Origin of the sequence: Petrocella sp. FN5 (assembly GCF_029210395.1) — a bacterium.
Classification (GTDB): domain Bacteria; phylum Bacillota; class Clostridia; order Lachnospirales; family Vallitaleaceae; genus Petrocella.
On sequence record NZ_JARGDP010000048.1, the window covers coordinates 1 to 19,172 of the forward strand.

At 38.2% G+C, this 19,172-nt stretch carries 14 protein-coding genes and 1 tRNA gene; 4 read left to right on the forward strand and 11 right to left on the reverse strand.

Annotated elements, in window-relative coordinates; translation table 11 throughout:
* Positions 1-277: 277 nt before the first annotated feature.
* The 3 genes from P0N36_RS10990 to P0N36_RS11000 all read right to left on the reverse strand — a co-directional run bounded on the left by P0N36_RS10990 (position 278) and on the right by P0N36_RS11000 (position 3,548).
* On the reverse strand, positions 278-1,864 hold the full coding sequence (locus P0N36_RS10990) for a hypothetical protein (protein ID WP_275842896.1): 1,587 nt from the start codon (positions 1,862-1,864) through the stop codon (positions 278-280).
* Positions 1,865-2,071: 207 nt separating this feature from the next.
* A complete protein-coding gene (locus P0N36_RS10995; RefSeq protein ID WP_275842897.1) occupies positions 2,072-2,893 on the reverse strand; it encodes a PIN domain-containing protein in 822 nt (273 codons plus the stop codon).
* 581 nt (positions 2,894-3,474) lie between these two features.
* Positions 3,475-3,548, reverse strand: a tRNA-Pro gene (locus P0N36_RS11000).
* Between the two features lie 251 nt (positions 3,549-3,799).
* Here P0N36_RS11000 and P0N36_RS11005 point away from each other — a divergent pair.
* Entirely contained in the window at positions 3,800-4,162 is a 363-nt protein-coding gene (locus P0N36_RS11005) for a response regulator transcription factor (protein WP_275842898.1), read from the forward strand.
* 4 nt (positions 4,163-4,166) lie between these two features.
* Complete coding sequence (locus tag P0N36_RS11010) at positions 4,167-5,048, forward strand: chemotaxis protein CheX (protein ID WP_275842899.1); 882 nt, start codon at positions 4,167-4,169, stop codon at positions 5,046-5,048.
* Between the two features lie 75 nt (positions 5,049-5,123).
* On the opposite strand, the gene P0N36_RS11015 is transcribed toward P0N36_RS11010, so the two are convergent.
* Positions 5,124-5,996, reverse strand: a complete 873-nt coding sequence (locus tag P0N36_RS11015) for a radical SAM/SPASM domain-containing protein (protein ID WP_275842900.1) — start codon at positions 5,994-5,996, stop codon at positions 5,124-5,126.
* 332 nt (positions 5,997-6,328) lie between these two features.
* Here P0N36_RS11015 and P0N36_RS11020 point away from each other — a divergent pair, with 332 nt between their 5' ends.
* Entirely contained in the window at positions 6,329-8,227 is a 1,899-nt protein-coding gene (locus P0N36_RS11020) for an ABC-F family ATP-binding cassette domain-containing protein (RefSeq protein ID WP_275842901.1), read from the forward strand.
* A gap of 96 nt (positions 8,228-8,323) precedes the next feature.
* On the opposite strand, the gene P0N36_RS11025 is transcribed toward P0N36_RS11020, so the two are convergent.
* Both P0N36_RS11025 and P0N36_RS11030 read right to left on the reverse strand, forming a co-directional pair.
* On the reverse strand, positions 8,324-9,151 hold the full coding sequence (locus P0N36_RS11025) for a helix-turn-helix domain-containing protein (RefSeq protein WP_275842902.1): 828 nt from the start codon (positions 9,149-9,151) through the stop codon (positions 8,324-8,326).
* Positions 9,144-9,941, reverse strand: a complete 798-nt coding sequence (locus P0N36_RS11030) for a hypothetical protein (RefSeq protein ID WP_275842903.1) — start codon at positions 9,939-9,941, stop codon at positions 9,144-9,146. The genes P0N36_RS11025 and P0N36_RS11030 overlap by 8 nt, the downstream gene beginning before the upstream one ends.
* Before the next feature lie 224 nt (positions 9,942-10,165).
* On the opposite strand from P0N36_RS11030, the gene P0N36_RS11035 reads away from it, so the two are divergent.
* Complete coding sequence (locus tag P0N36_RS11035; protein WP_275842904.1) at positions 10,166-11,521, forward strand: MATE family efflux transporter; 1,356 nt, start codon at positions 10,166-10,168, stop codon at positions 11,519-11,521.
* On the opposite strand, the gene P0N36_RS11040 is transcribed toward P0N36_RS11035, so the two are convergent.
* From P0N36_RS11040 to P0N36_RS11060, 5 genes are all read right to left on the reverse strand, one after another.
* A complete protein-coding gene (locus tag P0N36_RS11040; protein WP_275842905.1) occupies positions 11,516-12,163 on the reverse strand; it encodes a class I SAM-dependent methyltransferase in 648 nt (215 codons plus the stop codon). The genes P0N36_RS11035 and P0N36_RS11040 overlap by 6 nt on opposite strands.
* Positions 12,156-14,480 (reverse strand): RNA polymerase recycling motor HelD, encoded by a 2,325-nt coding sequence (helD, locus tag P0N36_RS11045; protein WP_275842906.1) that lies wholly within the window; start codon positions 14,478-14,480, stop codon positions 12,156-12,158. Before helD ends, P0N36_RS11040 begins: the two co-directional genes overlap by 8 nt.
* 233 nt (positions 14,481-14,713) lie before the next feature.
* A complete protein-coding gene (locus P0N36_RS11050) occupies positions 14,714-17,146 on the reverse strand; it encodes a diguanylate cyclase domain-containing protein (RefSeq protein ID WP_275842907.1) in 2,433 nt (810 codons plus the stop codon).
* Between the two features lie 142 nt (positions 17,147-17,288).
* Positions 17,289-18,212 (reverse strand): Fic family protein, encoded by a 924-nt coding sequence (locus P0N36_RS11055; protein ID WP_275842908.1) that lies wholly within the window; start codon positions 18,210-18,212, stop codon positions 17,289-17,291.
* 229 nt (positions 18,213-18,441) lie between these two features.
* Complete coding sequence (locus P0N36_RS11060; protein WP_275842909.1) at positions 18,442-19,035, reverse strand: type IV toxin-antitoxin system AbiEi family antitoxin domain-containing protein; 594 nt, start codon at positions 19,033-19,035, stop codon at positions 18,442-18,444.
* Positions 19,036-19,172: the final 137 nt, after the last annotated feature.

A 19,172-nucleotide genomic window follows, 5' to 3' on the forward strand; every position in this document is an offset into this window, starting at 1 on the left:
AACTTACCTTTACTTTGTAACTTATTAATTGGATTGATTAATTTATATTCCCAAACAGGACCTCCAAAGGTTTGAAAAAAAAGCCATTTCACTCATATCACTCCTAAACCTAATAAAAATTTCAGCTAACGTTCCTGCTTCACGACGGCCTGAATCCTTAGAGGGATTCCGCTCATGCCACCATTGTTGTGGCTAATGTGGGGTCACACGGCCCCGACGGGCTTAGGGGGCTGGATGGTCACTCGCTTCTCAGAGTGACCCTTGCGTCAATATGGTGTTAAGTGCAGTCATTATCGTCCCTTGAAAAAGATATCGTTCTTATCTCTTCTGTCACCTTATTGAATGTATCAATAAGAAAGTCTAATCTTTCAGAATATATACCTTCACTATACAGGTAGTTCGCAAATGGAATCCCTGATTCCATATAGTCATCTAGAATATTGTAAATATCATAATCAGAGTTCATCAAACTACAAAGTGCTTCAAATTCCTCAACATTCATGTTGAAAAAACCTCTGATAGCGAGTGAATCATCCAACTCTCTTGATGCAAAAGATATTATGTCATTGAATGGTTGAATACTTTCTAAAGTAACTGAAATAATATATATATCAGTCACTTCAGAGAAGAATGACTTAAACGTTGTCGCATTAATATTATTATATGCATTTATTGCTTGATTTATTGGTTTAATATAAAGTCTTCTTACTTGCTTAAACAATGAATCATCTGAATTTTCGATTAATGCTGAAAAATGAGGTCTGATTGCCTTAGCCTCAATGATTACCAATTTACCGCCTGATATAATGTATGAATCAGATGACTTTTCATTATTATCTCCATAGATAAATTCATCAATATGCTCTAAATCAGAATTACATGCCGCTTCTTTACAAAGTTCACTTATATACAACTCAAAAGGTCTTCCCAAGAAAGCTATTATTCTTGTATCATCATCAGGATATATATGCCTAATCTTATGGTAGAGTCCTTCAAAAATAAGATTACTAATCAGTTCTTCTGAAAGAGACAAAAATCTATTGTCTGTTAAACTAAAAAGTGGCTTCTCCATGAATTTCACATAATTCCAACTATTATCAAGCGTATCTTGAGCCCAATCAGTGTATTCATTTCTATTTCCAATATAATCACTTATGATTGTCCTCATAACATCTGGATTCTTTACATTTTTAAGCAAATTGTCAATGTCGTTACCAAAAACACTTTCTTTTGCTAACGTAGAGTGCAATGTATACAAATTGAATACGCTCGCTAAATATTCTTTAATCGTATAAGAGTATTTAACGACAAAATCGTTATTGAAATCAATATACTCATTATCTTCAAACAACTCTATATCAGTCGCAATCTCAGTGTAGATATAAAACGAACGAAGAATCTCATTATACACAAAGCGTTTGGAATTAAACTTCATATTCTTGTAGATATAACTTAATGCTTCTACTTCTTCATTTGGCAAATAATCATTTAGCATACATATTAAATGAAGAATATTATTCAACATTGTAGGGTCAATCCTAAGGTAGTCATCACTAAGATTATCTGAGTATATCAACGCCCATTTAGCTAAATAATAAATACCTTGCTTACAAATAAGCACGTTGTTAAATAAGAATGTTTCATTATACTTAACTCCATTAGCCCTTAGAAATAAGTTGTAAGGGCGTTTACAATTATCAGTAATGTTAGCAGTGTTTAGTAAATGAGCTGCTACAATGAGCAATGTCCTGTAATCATATTTCCTTAACTCATCAATAATAATCTCTCTGTCAACTCTTGGTTGACCAGTCAGCTTACTGTATGTGACCAAAACTTTAATTTCAACATATTCTTCTCTAAACATGGCTACCTCCAATGCACAGATAATTATTGCAATTAACGTCTTGCATTCACGACGTACCGGCCGCTTAGAGATATTCGCTCATGGTAGGCTTGTCCTGACTAATGCGGATATCGGTCCCGACGGGCTGTATGTGGTCGACTTATTCTCCAGCGCTGTTCCCTAGGTCGACCCGAAGCGTTAATGTATTGTTAGAGGAAGTAATTACCGTTAGCTATCCAAAGAACTCGAACCATTAATACTATCCCGTAAGCCTTCAATCAGTTCATCTTCTGTATCCTGTGCTTCTTGAGACACACTAACATTTAACATCTTAAGCGCCTTAGAAAGACTTGATGTAACCTCTATCTTTCTTTTCTGACTCAACCTACTCTTAAACTCAGCTTTTAACCAATCATTTAAGTAGATATTCCCATTGTGCATAACTCCATAGTCAGAATCTCTAGTAACAATAATTATATTCTTACCACTTACCAAAGCACAGTGAATTACCCACTCCCAGTTAATCGCATCTCCGTATGAGGTATCATCCTTCTTTCTAGGTGGATATCCCATCTGAAATCTATCTAACGCTTTACCATTAATTTCTGACCATTTTTCTGATTCAGTAGTAAGTTTAAATTCTTCTGATGCAAGCTTATATATTCTCTTAAAATACTTATATACATCATCATTACTCGCTGGATTAATCAAAATCTTTTCTAGCTTCTCCTTAACTTTCAGCTCTTGTTTTTTCATTTCTTTCTTAAGTGAATTAATCATATCAATAGCTTTGATGCTTGATATAATCTCAGGAGTCTGTGAATTGTCATTCTCTGCTTTCCTCTGTTTATAGGTTTCTAAAATTACCTTCTGCCTATTCTTCTGATACTCCATCTCAACCTGTGAAGTCAGAATAAGCTTACCAGCTACTGCTTGAATCTTTTCTAACGATTCAATACTTGAATCAGTCTTACGATACCTGTAGAAATCTAAGAATATATTTGTATCTATAAACATAATTGCATCTTCTATAACTACTTTCTTAACCATTAATTCTCCTCCTCGTAACTAAGGTAAATATTTCCTCTAACGTTCTGGAACCACGCATTGCGTGAATACTGCAATATTTTATTGCAAATGCGCATTGCGTCAAGCACCATTAAAGCTGATCTAGTGATAATCTCAACGAAGCTCTGATACATGTGTATAGATATCAGTTATTCGACAGCTATAATACCTTAGCGTTCAAGTATAAACTTTAAGCCTGTCCTATTCTCCAGTAATTATATGTAAGGGAACGCCTATAATCCTTATAATATACTCAATTAATCAGCATCAACTATGATGTAAAGTGATTCTATTTTTGCGCTTCTTGATAATGATTTCCTATTCAGTTGTTTTATTTTATGGGAAAGAGTGTGTGAAAATTCTATTAAATCCAAAGTAATCCCTCAATCACCAATTATTTAATGCCCTCATTGATAAATTTTATCACTTTTTGGTGTTTTGCACAATAGTTGATGATGCTTTTTGCTTAAAAGACACCTGTATTATCCTAAAGGTTATAGATAAGAACGCAAAAAGGCTCCATTCTTTCGAATGGAACCTTTTGCTTGCAACTTATACAATAATACAAGAGACGAGACTCGAACTCGCGACCCCTAGACCCCCAGTCTAGTACTCTAGCCAACTGAGCTACTCCTGTAAATCCTGTTGCTGTCTTATAGTATCATTGACTAAAATACTTGTCAATATTTTTAACATGGATTTCTTGGAAACTTCGTTCTGCTTTGGTTCTGATAGCTTCATCTATTATTAACATTATTTTGAGACTTATGATTATTTTCCACTATTTTATACTAGACATTAATGTTATAATGGCTTTATGGTAACCTTGTCTCGACAATGCTAATGATTTGAAAGGGGTGAGCTATCGGAGGAAACTCTGATAACAACATGAAAATACTAATATGCGATGACAGTATGACTGTCCGAAAAAAACTGATTCAATCTATAAGAGCCGTTAAGGAATGTGAGATTATTGAGGCGAATAACGGTGATGTGGCTGTTTTGGCCTATAAAGAGCATAAGCCTAATCTTGTCTTTATGGATATTATGATGCCAATCAAAGATGGTTTGGAATCCCTTGCAGAGATTATCCTTGAAGATGCCAACGCCAAAGTGGTGATGCTTTCTTCTGTCGGTACAAAAAGTAACTTGCAGACCGCGCTTAAGATAGGCGCTATTGACTTCATCCAGAAGCCTTGTGAAGAAAGCCGATTAAAACAGTTAATAGATACTTATGGTGGGGAGGCCTAGTCTTATGTTTAGTGCATTTTTTGGAAATTACTTATTGAACAAAGGGATCGTAACCGGTGAACAACTGAGTCAAGTACTGGAAAACCAAAGGATTATACGTCTGAAGCTGGGTATGTTGGCGATTAATGCCGGTTACATGAATGCCCGTCAAGTAGATGAGATCCATGAACTACAGGCCCTTAAGGATAAACGTTTTGGCGATCTTGCTATTGAAAAAGGCTACCTCACAACGGTACAACTTGACGCTCTACTCAAGCAGCAAAAGTCGGAGCATCTGCTCTTAGCGCAAGCTCTTATTGATGACGGTCTTATTACCATAGAAGGCTTTGAAAAAGAAATCAACAATTATAAAAAAGAACATGGTTTGACCGATGAACAACTGGATGCCCTCAAGCACAACAATGTTGAAATGGTGGTTCATGCTTTCCTGGCTTTTGGAGAAAGCACATTGTCCAAGCACTATAGTGACTATGTGACGCTTTTCCTCAAAAACATGATTCGTTTTATCGATGCAGACCTTCGTATTGACCGTGTAGAAAAAATAGATACCATACAAATGCCCCACTTAGTTCGACAAACCATAACCGGTGATGCGCGCATCTTCACAGGCCTCTCCGGCGAAGAACTTCCTTTTATAACACTGGCAGGTCGTTATGCAGATGAAAAGTTTGACAAGATTGAAGAATACCCGATTGATGCGGCTGGTGAGTTCCTTAACTTCCACAACGGTCTCTTCACCGTGAACTTATCGGATGAAGGTATTGAGATGACATTGGATGTTCAGTCTTACCTGGAAGATTCCACTCTGACCCCTTCCAATCAGCTCTATCATATCCCTATCTATACAAGCTTTGGTGTTATTGATCTCATTATCGGACAATTATAAACATAGATATAAACGAGAAATAAATTAGATATAATATAAAAAAAGTTCACCTGTATGGATTGAGGTGAACTTTTTTTAAAATCGCTCTCTATAACCACAGCGCTGACATAGGGCTTCTGTTAATTGGCTTGTTTCAAAGCCTTGAATCATAGTCTTTGTCCTCTTTTTATCCAAGATCTCTTCCATGGTCTCAGTGAAAATATTCCCAAGCACCACAGCCCCTTCCGCGTCTAGGCAACAAGGTACCACATCACCATTGGCCAATATACCAATCTGTTGTCTAAGACCATAGCAAGTACCTGTCTCGTGGAGGATCTCCCCTTCCAGACCGGGCCACTTGAAAACATAACTTTGACTAAGATAGAGGCGTTCTTTTAACTTCAAGCCTTTTCCTTCGGGTAAGCCTTCTGTAAGTTCTTCTTGAAGATCAAAGGCCGTCTTAATATGACCTAAGACCTTCTGATTCTTCTCATACGCCGGACTTCCTAACTGGCTCAGGTCCAGATTCCATAATCGTAGTTCAAAAATTATGGGACTGATTCTTAGCCCTTCTTCTACAAAATCCGTCACCGATTCCAAATAGGCTTGATGTGCCTCATTATTGCCAATTGTTTCAAAGCTTTGAAGGGAGATGCTGATCTGTCTTAGGGCTTTGGCACGAAGAAGGATCTCTTTCTGACGCTGCAATAAGGTGCCGTTGGTGGTTAGATTCACTTGGAACCCATGGTTATGGGACATCTCTAGCAATAAAGCAATCTGATCATGGAGCAAAGGCTCACCTTTGATATGCAAGTAGATATACTTACCATAGCCTTTGAGCTTATTTAAGATGGCTTCAAACTCTGAAGGTATCATGGTCCTTGGTGTTCTCTCTGACGGTGGACAAAAGGAGCATGACAGATTACAAGTATTGGTGATCTCTATATAGATTCTTTTAAAAGTTTTCATATGTCTATCCATTCTATTTTAATCTTGATTATAATCTCTCTCTTACTCAATTCTTCTATTATTGCCTTAGGCGTCATACAATGTATTTTGAACTTAGAAGACTTAGTTTTGACTCTCTCACCATACTATAGCTATTAAGTTCTAAAATCAAGTCTTCTTTCTATATAATCTGATATATAACCATATATAGCCGGATATAGCAGAATGCCGCCGATTTCAACATGTATCATATTGCATGGCATCTGAAACTGCTATATAATAAACACATCTATGGTTAAAGGGTCAACAATAATTACTCAGTTATACACTTATGATACAAGGAAGGTACAACTATGGCATTCATCACATTGGAAAATTTAAGCAAAAGCTACGGTATGAAAACACTGTTTAAAGATATAAGCTTTGTTATTGGTAAAGAAGACAAGATCGGCATCATCGGTATCAACGGCACCGGTAAGTCCACCTTACTGAAGATTATCGCCGGATTGGAATCCATGGATACCGGACAAAAAACCATGCCTAAAAATACAACCATCGAATATCTCCCTCAATCCCCTCAGTTCTATGACGACTTGACGGTTCTTGAGCAAGTCTTAAAAGGTGATTCCCAGACACTTCAGGTCTTACGCAACTATGAAGCTGCCCTGTTACGATCTGCTAAGGCGCCATCTGATACCAAGGTTCAGGAAGCCCTAATGAAATACTCGGAGGAAATGACCCATCTGGACCTATGGGATCTAGAGAGTCAGGTCAAAACCATCCTTACTAAGTTATCCATAACGGACTTTGAACAACCGGTCAAGCAGCTCTCAGGGGGACAAAAAAAGCGTCTTGCCTTAGCCTCGGCGCTCATTATACCTTGTGATCTCTTGATTCTTGATGAGCCTACGAACCATATGGACAATGCCACCATTGATTGGCTGGAGTCTTATCTAGAACGTCGCTCCGGTGCTCTGCTTATGATCACCCATGACCGGTATTTCCTTGATAGGGTCACCACACGGATTGTCGAGATTGACCATGCTGCCATCTACACTTATGATGGCAATTACACCACTTTTCTTCAGAAAAAAATGGAACGTATGGCCATGTCTGAATCCTTAGAACGTAAGCGTGAAAACCTCTACCGCAGAGAACTGGCTTGGATTCGAAGAGGTGCAAAAGCTCGAACCACCAAGCAAAAAGCCAGAATCGACCGTTTCGAGACTTTGGAAGATACTTCTTATTTAAGAGATGATTCACAAGTTGAGATCTCTGTTGGCTATACAAGGCTGGGTAAAAAGACCATTGAACTGACGTCGGTCAAAAAAGCCTACGATGACTTATTGCTTTTTGAAGGACTCAGTTATACCTTCCTACCAGATGACCGTGTGGGTATCATCGGTCCAAACGGTGCCGGCAAAACCACTTTACTAAACGGCATTCTAGGTAATGTACCTTTAACTGATGGTAAAGTTGAGCACGGGCCTACCCTAAACATCAGCTACTTCTCTCAAGAAGCCCAAGACATGGATGAAACACTTAGGGCTATTGACTATATCAAAGAGACAGCAGAATACATCTCTACAGAAGATGGGTACAAGCTATCTGCTTCTGCGATGATGGAGCGGTTTCTTTTTGACAGCGAGCTCCAATACGCCCCCATCAACTCTATGTCCGGTGGCGAGAAAAGACGGCTCTATCTCCTTAAGAACCTTATGATGGCACCCAATGTGCTGGTTCTTGATGAGCCTACCAATGATTTGGACATTGACACTCTAAAGGTTCTTGAGGCTTACTTAGATGATTTTAAGGGTATTGTCATCGTCGTCTCTCATGACCGGTACTTCCTTGACCGGGTCTGTAACAAGATCTTCTCCTTCGAAGCCGATGGTCAAGTGGTTGTTTTTACCGGCAATTATACGGAATATATGGCGTATAAGGATGAACACTTAGAAGAAGATGTGGAAAAAAATACTGTTTCGTCTCAGAGTAAAACAGGTAAAGTCAAAACCGATCGACTAAAAATGACCTATCAGGAAAAGAAAGAATATGAAACCATAGAAGCTGAGATGGAAGACCTTGAAGATCAACTGGGTCAAGTTGAGGATGCTCTCTCGGCTTGCCAAAGTGACTTTGTTCTCTTACAAGAACTGAGCACAAAAAAAGAAGCCCTTGAAGCGCTTCTTTTAGATAAGATGGAGCGGCATGAATATCTAAGCGACTTAGATGCACAGATTCAAAGTCAGTAATATGGTTAAAGTGTCAAAACTATATAGTTGAACTTTTGCATGCACTTGGATGTGAATTTTGTGAAACTTAGTTTTGATCCTTTAACCGTAATATGGTTAAGACCTTGGTACAACCGGAATAAAAAGGCGGCTGTTTCTAACTTGTCCTTCTACCGACATGACCTCTAGGTGATAAGGCAAAGCTTCTTTGTAGGGACTTGCTGGCAAGTAGTGGTTATAGATATAGGACATAAAATAATCGATTTGACCAACGTCTTCAATCATATCAAAAAGCAAATAGGCCATCTTGGGAATTTTCTTAATCAGATGGCTTTCACTTTGGGCTTCGCCCCAGCTTTGTTTGCCAATAAAATTCATATAGCCTTTTGGGCCTTTGTTTAGCCAACTGACTTTGTATATTTCTTTGGGATTGTCTGTGTCTAAACCCGCCAGTTGTTCTCTGGTCATATGCCGCAAGGTCTCAAAAGGGTTCTCAGAAAAATACCCGATGCCTAAGAGCTCTAAGTCGGACATGAACTTTAACACCGGCTTACGGTTATAAGAACTAACAAACCATAGATAGGCTTCATCCATTCTCTTAACGCCTGTAAAGACCCCTGCCTCCACTTCTTTTCGAATGGCGGAAGGTACTTTTCCAAATACAGCGCTACAGGCCCTTCCAAAAACTTCCGGACTACCAAATCCGAATTCATAGGCCGCTTCAATTATCTTACAGGATTTCTCTTCCATATAATGAATGGCTTCTGTAACTTTGCGCCCGCGGTAATAGTCATAAGGGGACAAACCGGTCATCTTTGAAAAAAGCCTGGTAAAATGGTATTTGGAAAAGCCGGCCACATCCGAAATCTGATCCACGCTTAATTTCTCTTTAAGGTGATCTTCTATATAATTAATCGTATGCAGTACCATTTCCATATCATGCATCGGCTCTGACCCCCAAAGGACATCGTATTCTAATCCATTCGTCTTGTTTTTCTCTCGGATGGGTAATGATAAAATAAGGTTCTATGATATAGTCTTTTATTAATTCTACATCTTCAAGGCGCTTTAGCCAATCCTTAGCAAACTCATCTTCTGTTAATTTGACGACCAACCATTTGTCAGGATCAAAAGTCATGGATGCTGACGGGTAAGTGATGTTCACCCCCTCTTGAAAACGGTTGCCAAGGAACACCATGGCCTCATGATCGTTCAGGCCGGAGTCCATAATACGGACCTCAAAAAAATGGTTCTTCTTCATTAAGTTGGGATGATTTTTTAGGTGTTTTTCATACAGTTGCTCATAGGTGGTGTAGATGGCGTATTCCATGATGCCCTCTTCTTTTTTCACCGCTGCTTCTGACCATTCCGAACTGCCTTCCCAAGCTTTTTCCAGCTGCTCGCCCCATAGCTCCATTTTTTTCTCAAACTGTTCGCCCCAAGCTTCCATCTTATCTCCGAATTCTTCGGCTTTGAATTCAAAGTTCTTGGTCCACTCCAGGGCACTTTCTTCCCACTTCTTGGCGTTTTGTTCCAAGTGTCGGCCAAAGGATTCCATTAGGTCACCGAACTTGTTAATGGCGCCTTCAAAGTTATGCATGTGTTTCTCATCTTTTTGGTAGCCTAGATTTTTAACACCTGACAATGTCGAGCTATAGGCTTGGTGCTTGAGCTCTCCGTATAGAACAACACCGGATAGATGCATGGCTTCTTTTTCTGCTATTTTGATTTTCATAAGAACATCTCTTTTCTTTTTAGATTTTGTTGCTTGTTCTTATTATGCCAAGTTTTTACTCTTTTTGCTTGATGAATCATGCCCTATATGACAGGTATGTGGGTAAAATTGACAAATACTGCCTTAATAGACCCACTTACGATCATCCTGTGCTATAATAATCCTTGATTTATAAATGCTTATTTTATGAGTGCTTATTCTATTTTCCTACTATGGAGGTTCCAATGTCAAGAACACAACAAAGAAAAGATATGATTCTTCAGGGCTCGTCCTTAAAGGCGCTCGTTACATTATCCATACCTCTTATGGTCGGTAATCTTATCCAAACCCTCTATAATCTAACAGATGCTTATTTTGTTGGAAAACTGGGCTATATTCAGTTTTCCGCTATTTCCTATATATGGCCCATTACTTTTATCTTCTTAGCCTTTAGCATCGGTATGACCAGTGCAGCCACCTCTTTGATTGCTCAGTCCATCGGTAAGAATGAACATAAAAACGCTGTTACTTTGGCCACGCAGTTTTTTATCATATCACTTATCGCCGGTACCATTTTTGCTGTTATCGGTTCTGCCATGACCCCTTTTATTATAAGGCTTATGGGGGCTGAAGGTGCGCTTTTTGACTACAGTGTGGCTTATCTGAAGATTGTTTTCTATGAAATGCCGATTCTCTTTCTTTTTCATGTCTACAAAGCCATGCGTGAAGGTATAGGGGATACCAAAACACCCACTTTTTATCTGGGTATTTCTGTTGTTCTAAACATGCTCCTCGATCCTTTGTTCATCTTCACTTTCAATATGGGGGTTGAAGGTGCTGCTTATGCAACGGTTCTATCTAAGCTTCTGGTCATGGGCTTTATGCTCTATGAGATGTTCAAGCCTAATGATAGTCTATATATTGCCCTTGACCAGTTGAAGGTTTCCATCAAGAGTATGAAAAATCTGTTTGAGATTGGTATTCCTGCCAGTATCGGTCAAACGGTTTCTGCCCTTGGCTTTGCGGTGATGAGCAGTTACGTGGTTTCTTATGGTGATCCCACTGTAGCCGCTTTTGGCCTTGGCAACCGTATTACCTCACTGGTTATGATGCCGGCTTTTGGTCTTGGTGCTGCTTTGGCCACTTTTGTCGGTATTAATATTGGTGCCGGTCAATACGAACGTGCCAATAAGTCTGTTTTTACCGCCATGTCTTTAGGCTTTGGCTTACTCAGTATCGGCAGTGTCATCCTATATATCTTTAGAATACCACTCATACGTCTCTTCATCAGCGAGCCTCATGTTATTGATCTAAGTGATCGGTATATGACAGTCTTAGCTTTTGTTTTTCCACTTATGGCCATCATACAGGCTCTACTGGGTGCTTTTTCCGGATCCGGTCATAGCTTATATGTCCTTTTCCTAACTCTTAGCCGTTTATGGCTGCTTCGCATTCCTATGATTATATGGGCCAAAAATTATACCAACTTAGGCAGTGACGGCGTCTGGTATGCCATGTTGGTCAGCAATGTAATCGTCTGTATCGTCGGCATCTTCATCGTACTACAAGGTAAATGGTTGCGGCCGACACTGAAGTTATAGTTGGCGGAAGGTGGTATACCGATTACCATCTGTATAAACCACTTTAAGGCCTACTTTGCTTGCGATGTAGGCCATTGTTTTTGGGGTATAAAATGAGATATGACTCATGTCCCTCATATAATGCCAACCCAAGAAAAGGTCATCATCGTTTTTATGAAATTGTGTCATAACCGCTAATACACCATCCGGTTTTAACAAAGATACAAATAGTTCAAAATAAGGCAATGGATCTTCCAGATGTTCCACCACTTCTGTGGTCGTGACTAGGTCATATTTTTGATTCTCGTAGACTTTGTCCGGTGCATAAAATAAGTCATAGATGTCCACTTCATAGCCGTAATGACGCTCAAGCATCTGAGCCAATACCGGTGAAGGGCCACTTCCAAAGTCAAAAGCTTTCTTGCCTTCATTTGTATAGTCAAAAACTGCGTCTTCCAAAAAACGATTAAAATATGCAACGTATCTGGGATCATCTATAGAGTTGTTATGGTTGTTGTAGATTTTTAATGCTTCATCTTCGGATACCAAGTCATTGGAGTCTTTTGTAATCAACTCACAATGAAAGCAACGATGATAGGTTACGTCAAACTTTTCATGACGAAAGGACTGGGTCTCATGGTTACACAAGATACATCTATGCATGATGGCTGCTCCTTTCATAGAAGATTACTTCCGGTCTTGATTCTACAAAAGGTATGGCGTCTTTCCTACAATATATAGACAGCCTATGTAAGGCTCTTGTCATGGCAACGTACAGCAGCTTTGCGTCTATTTCATTCTTATCAAACCTGTCTTTTAAGGTACCCACAATAACACAATCAAACTCAAGGCCTTTGGCCAAGTGGGCCGGTAATACCACAATCCGATGGTCAAAATGAAGCACCTTTTCATCAATGAGGGCGATGTCCATATCACATGCTTTTATCAGCTTCATATGGATGAGCCTTGCTTCTTCTGATGATTTGGTTACGATGGCTATGGTTGTAAACCCATCTTTTGTTAGCGTATTAATTTCTTCCACGATGCCTTGAACCAGACTTCTCTTTGATTCATATGACTTGATGGTGGGTTCTTGACCATGTCGTACAACCGGTTTTGCCATAATCAGCTTCTCGGAGGATAATTGCTTTAACACATCGTTGGCTAAGTTCATAATCTCTATGGTGGTTCTATAACTTTGTTCTAGGGACAGATAGTTGACTTCCTTATTAAAAATACCGGTTTTTACATATTCCCAATCCTTGATGGCTCGGTACATATGAATGCTCTGAGACAAGTCACCTAATATGGTGAATCGATCGGTTTTTAGGATTTTTCTAAGAACGTGGAACTGAAAATCACTAAAATCCTGAGCTTCATCTATAACAGCGTATTTGATCTCAAAAACATCGTCTAAACCAAATATCTGTACCTTCAAATACACCATGGGTGCAAGGTCTTCTACCTCAATCCTTTTTTCTGCAAATAGTCGATTGGTTTCATCCATTATATAGGTACATAGATTGGGGTCGATTACTTCATCTTCTAAGATTAACTGATCCATCTCTGCTATGAACTTTTTATAAAAGCCGAGTAAATCGTTTTTTATAACCTTTTTCATGTAACTGTTGGTGGCGTTTCTTCCGTTCTTCTTTAAAGCTTCTAATTTTTGGTCTCTCTCTTCAATTAGCCCCATCACTTCTAGGCGTCTCTCATCGGAAGGTTCTTTTGTATCCATGATTCGTTCAATTCTTTTTTCATAATCCATGGATAGACTCTCGACTAATTTTTTGGTCGTGTTCCTTGTGAAGTTTGCTAGATATTTTTTTATGGTATCCATTCTTCTGTAAAAAGGTTGATGGTTATAGCTTTCGTAGTACATTCTACGGATTTCTTCGTTGCCTAGGACCATGTGCTCACCGATATAATAATCTTCTTCCGGCAGGATGGCGATTTCCAGTGCCCTTAAATAATTATCTAATAGTTTTTTCATGTGCATACTGTTTTTAAAAGCTGATGCTTGTTCAATTCGTACTTTTTCTTCATCGGATAAAGCCAATGCATCATTTCTGATAAGGGTATTGAGTTTTTTATTCGAATCCGTTAATTTGAATTTCTTACCAATCCACTCAAACATCAGGTCGATGTATGTGGTTTGCTTGACTTTATCTGCACCCAGTTCCGGTAATACACCGGATATATAATCTAAAAACAGATTGTTTGGCGCAATGATCATAAAATCATAAGGCTTGAACGTCTCTGAATAGGTATAGATCAAGTAGGCAATTCTATGTAGGGCGATGGTGGTCTTACCACTACCTGCAACCCCCTGAACGATTAAGGGTCGGTCTATGTCTGCACGAATGATATCATTTTGCTCCCCTTGTATGGTTGAGACAATGTCTTTTAGTTTTTCTCCTGCATGGTTTTCTAATGAAGCTTGTAGAAATGCATCTGTCGTGGAGATGTCCACATCCATAAAGTCAATGAGCGCCCCGTCTTCTATGGTGTACTGACGTTTTTTGGACAGATCTATCTTAAGTTCTTTGTCGTTGACTTGATAAGCGACTTTTCCTAGACGCCCATCATAATAGACACTGGCTATAGGTGCTCGCCAATCGACCACCATTGGTGTTTCCATGGTTTCGTCTCGTAAAGAGACTTTACCTATATATAATTTCTCTATATGGTCTTTGCCTTCTTGCTGAATGTCCATACGGGCAAAATAGGTTTTTTTCCTTGCGTGTAACAACAGTTCAAAGTTTTTTTCCAATTCATCCAGGAGCTTCGAGTTGAGCATAATACTTGAGTAACTCAAACTGCTGTCTAGATAGTCTAAGTTGACATAGGCGTCTTTGATATCCTCTTTGAATTGTTTTCGGTTATCCACCACCGTTGCTATGGTTCTTTCAAGATAGGCTTGGGTTTCCTTTAGCCTTGTTTTTTCTGCCTCAAATTCCTTGTGCTTAATCTTTGCCATACTTGTATATCCTTCTTTCACAAATCCGTTGACCTTCTTATCTATATTACTTAATCGACACTACAATTAAGTTAAGCCGCTTTTGCATCGACTTTAGATTATAACATATTTCTACCTATTATCAAAATGCTTGGCTTTTGGTTTTATAGTACATTATTACTTGTGTTACAAAAAAAGTAGCGTTACGATCAAGATCCATGTCTTGTAATCGTAACGCAGAGTTATAACTTTTATTAGTAAGTCATAAGTTCTTTTAGTCGGTCTACCAGCTCTGGGTTGTATTTCTTACCGGCTTGATTTGAGATGTTTTTTATGGCTTCTTCTTTTGGCAGTTGATGTTCATATAGGAGATGATCCCACTCGTTACTTAAAGCTAGAATCTGGGCTTCAATAGAGAGGGCATCACCTTTTAAGCCTCTTGGCTTACCACTACCGTCATAATATTCATGATGGCCTAAGATGATCTCTGCACTGGCAGCATAAGCTGTTACAGCTTTCATGATTTGATACCCTTTTTCTGCATGACGATCCTCTATGTTGTGGGTTTTTGTTGTTGCTTCCAGACTATTTACTTTTCCGATATCATGGCAATAGGCTGCCCATTCTAGAGTTTCTATTCTATGTGAATCAAGGTCTAATGCCTTTGCCATGGTGGTGCTTAGGTCACGAACTCTTACGGCATGATCTTTTTCTCCAGGACTATCTTCAAAAAACTGATTCAAGGTCTTTTCAATCAAACTTTTATATACACTAAAACTTTCTGAGATTTTGTGACGATACATCTGGTCTTCCGCCTGTAAAAAAACACTTTCAATGGTAGTATTTTCTTCTGTTAGAGTAGCACTACCGATGGATACAGATAATGACACTGGGTTGCTTGGAAGCTTAAGGGTTTCTTCTTGAATTTGCTTGATGGTTTCTAAAGCTTTGTCTTCTTGAGCCGCTGTCATAAGCACAGCAAATTCATCTCCACCAATACGAAAACAAGTTTTAGCATCATCGATACAACGGTTTAATACCTTTGCAACGGCTTTAATTAACCCATCTCCTGCTTGATGACCAAAGGCGTCATTAACCAGTTTCAAACCATTTACATCAATTAGAATAAGTGAGGTTGGTAAAATAGGCCTTGATTTCAAGGCTTCTGTAGCACGATCAAAGGCTCTTCGATTGAATAAACCTGTTAATGGATCTTGGTAACTTAAATATTCAATGTAATCCAACTTCTCATAATGATCCGACATGTCTCTCAATACAAAAACATAACCGGAATCCTTTATCCTACTTTGATTATAAGCAATCGGAAGAATACTACCGTCCTTTCGTTGATACTCATAGGTGCCATGACTGTTACCTTGTGCTAAATGCTTTGAATCCATTCCCACCATGCTTGTAAATGATTTTCCTATGAGGGCGTCTTCTGATTGCTCCAGCAAAGTCTTTGCTGCCGGATTAACTAAGCGTACCACGCCATCAATGTCGGTCACAACCACACCATCACCCATGGCATAGAGTGTGGTTTTAAACTGCATTGCAATATCTTGATAGTGGTCATCAACTGTTGTAATCATTTGGTTAAAGATGGTTGTAAGATAGGCGGTCTCATCGGTGCCGGTAATCGGTAACTGAACTGTATAATTTCCTTTTGCTACAGCTTCTGCACCTTGTGCTAAGGCTTTTATGGGCTTGGTAATGTTATTAATTTCTTTATATAATATGACTGCAAAAATAAATAGAGTAAGCACGCCACCAAAAATGACAATCATGATTAAAGTACGTTGTGTAGTATCAAATGAGTTGGTGTTAAAAGAAATGGCCACCACACGATCATGATGACTTAATGGACGTGGTTTGGTATCCTCCAAATAAAACACATGACGGGTCCCATTCTCTAAAGGTTCTATAAAGCTGGTTTCTGATAAAGCCCGTTGGACTAAAGCAAGTGAGGTGTCTGTGGGTGTGTACACATCACCACCGTGGGAGTATTCATAGCCATAACGATCGTAGATATGAATGGCATCCACAATATCATAAACATCACTAATCCCTTTCATTCTCGCCACCGGGTCTAATATAGATACTAAATTCTCAAACCCTGGGGCGGTGTACACGATTTCAAGTAAAACTTTATGGTCATCTGCTGAGAGATAAGTGAACTTGTTGATGAGACCTGTACCGACATTGGTCCGGATACGTTCGTGAGCAATGGTATTCTCCAGACGTAGAGCATCTATTTTTTCACCAAGCTCTTCATCAAATGTTCTAAAATTAAAGTTCAAAGACGGTTGTATGGTGGTGTCGATGATGGTCGTGGTCTCATCAATAATGATGAGATCATAAGTATCTCCCATTGCGGCTTTGATGGCCTTTAAATCCACAGGTTTTTCACTCGCCTCATAAAGACTTTTAAAGGTCATGATGCCTTCTGCCATTTCTGTCTCAAGCAGTTGGTCCAACATATCGTAACCGCCATCGATAAGTTCTAGTACATGTCTTGTGCTAGATGCCACCGCTCGGACCTGATTGTCATATTCGGACATAAGACGGCTACGGGCAATGGCAAAACTAAAAACAGCCATTACGATAATAGCTAGCAGGAGCATGGGTAGTAAGCGGATCATCATGCGACTGCGCATGCTTTTATAGTTTTTTGTATTAGGGGTCATAGATGATACCTTTCTGTCATTATTTATGGAAAGGAAATGATACTTCTATTTTAACATCTCTTGTGGTTTCAGACAATCCTTGAAAAACTATGTAGGACTCACAATTAAAACTGAAATCGTGAGCCATACTGGTGAAACTATTCTATTCTTCTAAAAAGTATTGAACAAGTTTATCATATTCATCTTGTGCCGAATAACACATATCCGTAAGATATCCCTTTTCTAACTCAAATGTTTTTAAGCCTCGATAATAAAACTGCTTATGGCGCTCATTAATAATGAATGGCATGATTCCAAACCTCAAACATTCTTTAAACATAATAATTCTTCCAACTCTTCCGTTTCCGTCTTGAAACGGGTGTATACATTCAAACTTATGATGAAACTCTAAAATATCTTCAAACTCGACTTCATCCAATGCGTTATAGTCTATAAGTAGCTTCGCCATCTCACCTTTTACTTTTGATGGTAAAACAGTCTTATTATCCCCGAACATATTAGGTTTTTGCTTATAGTCACCTACACTAAACCAGTCTTTTCTGCTGTCTGATGTATTCGATTTAATGAGCTTATGGAATTCTTTTATTATTGATTCCGTTAATACTTGATCCGCAACGTCAATCATATAATCAAAACATTGGAAATGGTTGATCGTTTCGATGATATCATCAACCGGAGTCGCCTCATCCTTAGTCATTGCAATCGTATTTGTTTCATAAATATATCGTGTTTGATCTTCTGAAAGTACACTTCCTTCAATTCTATTAGAATTATAAGCCAATTTGATTTGTGTCTGATGATAGAGCCCACCTTTTAGCTTCATTTCTTTTTCTTCCCTAAAAAGTTTTAATAGTGGCTTTTCTAAATCATATTCCATTTGCATAATATCGCCTGGTTGACAACTTAATACTTTGCATATGTCCTCAATGACTTTCATGGAAATCGCCTCATTTTTTGATAGCTTTGCAATAGTTGCAGAAGATATTCCAAGTTTGTTTTTTAAATCCATCTTTGTAATTTTTCTTTCTGAAAGCATCTCAAATAATTTATTATATTGAATCGACATTAAAATCACCTCAATAACAGTATATCATGTTTCTTCATATATATAAATTTTATTATATATATGTTTAGATAATTAAGTTTCGAGTCTATTAAAAAATCGGCCAATCTGATAGAAGATCCTTTTGTTCTATATATTATTTGATAATACCTTCAAACAGCTTTTTTATTTCAATCATCACATCAGCATATGATATCTCTTTCGCATAATGATATTCTTTTTGCCTTTCTACTCATAGCAACACCTCCAAATAATGTTTTACCGTTGCTACAGTATTAAGTTGGTTAGCATAATCCATTAACAAAGAGTAATCTACTGATTTCAATTTCACGAAATGCTTCAAAGCATCATTTAATAATTGGATATCTATCCGGTTTCTACTTCTTAAAATATCACATATTGTTCTTTCAACATTATATGCCAAAATAGTATTTCCAAACATAGTTTTATAGTTTTCAATTCCTAATTGATGTAGCTCCTTTTTAATATAATAGATCTTAAATTTATCAGATATATTACTAACAACTTTGTATCCACTTGGTACTGTTGCTGAGTATTCAAAAGGCGTTCTATCTGACAACTGATGGATAAATAGCGCTGCTTCATGAGAGTAAATTAGTTTCGAGTATTTTCTCTGCATAGCATACATCTCATCTTCTACTTGATCAGCTCTCACATATATGCCACGATCAACTTTTTCTAGACTTCCTTCAGCGACCATCATTTGAAGATAAGCCCTTGGAATATCATATTTATTCAAGTCAGAACTTAATATGGTCCCGTGTCCATCCTTAATAAGGTTTTTGATTTTTTTATTGTAATCCATATTTTCACCTTCTTTACAAATATACTTATATTATACTGTATATAAGTATATTTGTAAAGGTAAGTGTCCTATAACTTATATTGTGAACTTCCAGAAATTTTACGACTAAAGCACCTGCAAGCGATACGATATCACAT

Bases quoted from the DNA above. Each gene is read 5' to 3' on its own strand.
- P0N36_RS10995 (WP_275842897.1), bottom strand. From the start codon at position 2,893: ATGGTTAAGAAAGTAGTTATAGAAGATGCAATTATGTTTATAGATACA.
- P0N36_RS11005 (WP_275842898.1), top strand. From the start codon at position 3,800: ATGAAAATACTAATATGCGATGACAGTATGACTGTCCGAAAAAAACTG.
- P0N36_RS10990 (WP_275842896.1), bottom strand. From the start codon at position 1,864: ATGTTTAGAGAAGAATATGTTGAAATTAAAGTTTTGGTCACATACAGT.
- P0N36_RS11060 (WP_275842909.1), bottom strand. From the start codon at position 19,035: ATGGATTACAATAAAAAAATCAAAAACCTTATTAAGGATGGACACGGG.
- P0N36_RS11030 (WP_275842903.1), bottom strand. From the start codon at position 9,941: ATGAAAATCAAAATAGCAGAAAAAGAAGCCATGCATCTATCCGGTGTT.
- P0N36_RS11015 (WP_275842900.1), bottom strand. From the start codon at position 5,996: ATGAAAACTTTTAAAAGAATCTATATAGAGATCACCAATACTTGTAAT.
- P0N36_RS11010 (WP_275842899.1), top strand. From the start codon at position 4,167: ATGTTTAGTGCATTTTTTGGAAATTACTTATTGAACAAAGGGATCGTA.
- P0N36_RS11025 (WP_275842902.1), bottom strand. From the start codon at position 9,151: ATGCATGATATGGAAATGGTACTGCATACGATTAATTATATAGAAGAT.
- P0N36_RS11040 (WP_275842905.1), bottom strand. From the start codon at position 12,163: ATGCATAGATGTATCTTGTGTAACCATGAGACCCAGTCCTTTCGTCAT.
- P0N36_RS11020 (WP_275842901.1), top strand. From the start codon at position 6,329: ATGGCATTCATCACATTGGAAAATTTAAGCAAAAGCTACGGTATGAAA.
- P0N36_RS11035 (WP_275842904.1), top strand. From the start codon at position 10,166: ATGTCAAGAACACAACAAAGAAAAGATATGATTCTTCAGGGCTCGTCC.
- helD (WP_275842906.1), bottom strand. From the start codon at position 14,480: ATGGCAAAGATTAAGCACAAGGAATTTGAGGCAGAAAAAACAAGGCTA.
- P0N36_RS11055 (WP_275842908.1), bottom strand. From the start codon at position 18,212: ATGTCGATTCAATATAATAAATTATTTGAGATGCTTTCAGAAAGAAAA.
- P0N36_RS11050 (WP_275842907.1), bottom strand. From the start codon at position 17,146: ATGACCCCTAATACAAAAAACTATAAAAGCATGCGCAGTCGCATGATG.